The sequence below is a fragment of the Brevundimonas sp. genome (genome assembly GCF_030682035.1).
Classification (GTDB): Bacteria; Pseudomonadota; Alphaproteobacteria; order Caulobacterales; family Caulobacteraceae; genus Brevundimonas.
On record NZ_JAUXQZ010000038.1, the window covers coordinates 1 to 1,830 of the forward strand.

1 protein-coding gene and 1 pseudogene are annotated in these 1,830 nt (G+C 67.2%); both read left to right on the forward strand.

Features of this window, described 5'->3' with window-relative positions; all coding sequences use genetic code 11:
* A partial coding sequence (locus Q8K49_RS10960) for a hypothetical protein (protein WP_305306053.1) occupies nt 1-389 on the forward strand: 389 nt, incomplete at its 5' end.
* Nucleotides 390-485: 96 nt separating this feature from the next.
* Nucleotides 486-1,830 (forward strand): annotated as a pseudogene (locus Q8K49_RS10965) (DDE-type integrase/transposase/recombinase); the annotation flags it as partial.

Below are 1,830 nucleotides of genomic sequence, written 5' to 3' on the forward strand. Positions count from 1 at the left end.
TCAGTTTCTGCTGCAGCGTGTGCCGCAAACGGTGCACCTCGATGTCGGTACGCTTTCTCGGACGGCGCGTGTACCTTGGATTGGCGGTGGTGCTGGTGTCTGCCCGGCATGCCGGGCAGACACCAGCGGCAGCGCGGCTTGGCGAGGGATTGGGGATTCCGATCCGCACCCTGGAACGCTGGCGTCAGTGGTGGCAGACCGACTTTGCCCTGACCCCGCTGTGGCAGGCGCAGTGCGCCCGCTTCATGCCCCCGGTCGCCACCCGCCGACTGCCCGGCGCACTCCTCGAACGCTTTGTCGGGCAAACGGCAGAGCCCCTGCTGCGCCTGCTGCTCTTCCTCACCCCGCTCACCGTCCGTGCCCTGATCGCCCTCCGAGAAGGGCGGTGATCACCCGCAGAGGATGCAGATAGCCAGCGATGGCGAGGGCTTATAGCCTTCACTCCCAGTCGCGGTGCCGCCGGCGCCGCCCACCGGGAGACCCTCTTGAAACCTGTTGTCGATCCATCCCCGCGTGATCGATGGGCGCGCCTGCGCTTCTCGATCATTGGCCCGCTCCTCGCGGCCCCGCCAGCCGAGGGGGAGTTGCAGACAGCCCTCCGATCCCTGGCCGCCAAATCCTGGCGCCATCCGCTTGCCGACAAGGAGATTCGCTTCGGCGTCTCGACCCTGGAACGCTGGTACTACGCCGCCAAGTCGGCCGCCGATCCGGTGGCCGCCCTGAGGAACCGATTGCGCGATGACGTTGGCCGCTTCCCCAGCCTCGCCCCTCGCGTCATCGACGTCCTCGGCGTCCAGTATCGCGAGCATCCGGGCTGGACGATGCAACTGCATGTCGACAACCTGCGCGTGGCCCTGGCAGGCAGCGATGTCGCTGTTCCGTCCTATCCCACCCTCCGGCGCTACCTCATCGCCCAAGGCATGTTCCGCCAGGCCCGTCCGAAACGCGCCACCGAGGGCGCGCTCCTGGCCCGCGACCGGCTCGAACGCCTGGAGGTCCGTAGCTTCGAGGTCGATCACGTCAGTGCGCTGTGGCATCTCGATTTCCATCATGCCTCGCGCAAGGTGCTGGGGCGCGCAGGCACCTGGGTCAAACCGCTGCTGCTGGGCGTCATCGACGACCGCTCGCGTCTGATTTGCCATTTGCAGTGGTATCTCGACGAAACCGCCGAGAGCCTGATTCATGGCCTCTCGCAGGCGTTCATGAAGCGCGGCCTGCCGCGCGCCCTGATGACCGACAACGGTGCCGCCATGCTGGCCGATGAGACCGTGTCCGGCCTGGCCGCTCTGGGGATCGTGCATCAGACGACGCTGCCGTATTCACCGTACCAGAACGCCAAGCAGGAATCCTTCTGGGGGCGTGTCGAGGGGCGCCTGATGGCCATGCTGGAAGGCGAAGCAACCGTCACACTGGATCTGCTCAATCAGGCGACGCAAGCCTGGGTCGAACAGGAGTATCACCGCACGCTCCATTCCGAGATCGGCACCACGCCGCTGGCGCGCTATCTGGCCGGCCCCAATGTCCGGCGCGACTGTCCTGCGACGGCCGATCTGGCGGCGGCATTTCGCATCGAGGTGGCGCGCCGGCAACGACGTTCCGACGGCACGGTGAGCCTGGCCGGTGCGCGCTTCGAGATTCCCGCCGCCTACCGCCACCTCGTGCAGGTCCACCTGCGTTACGCCCGCTGGGACTTGAGCCGGGTCGATCTGGTCGATGCGCGGACCGGCCAAATCCTTTGTCCGCTGCGCCCACTGGACAAGTCCGCCAATGCCGATGGCCAGCGCCGGGCTCTGGTGCCTACCGCCTCCTGTGCGACCGATGCCGAGCCGA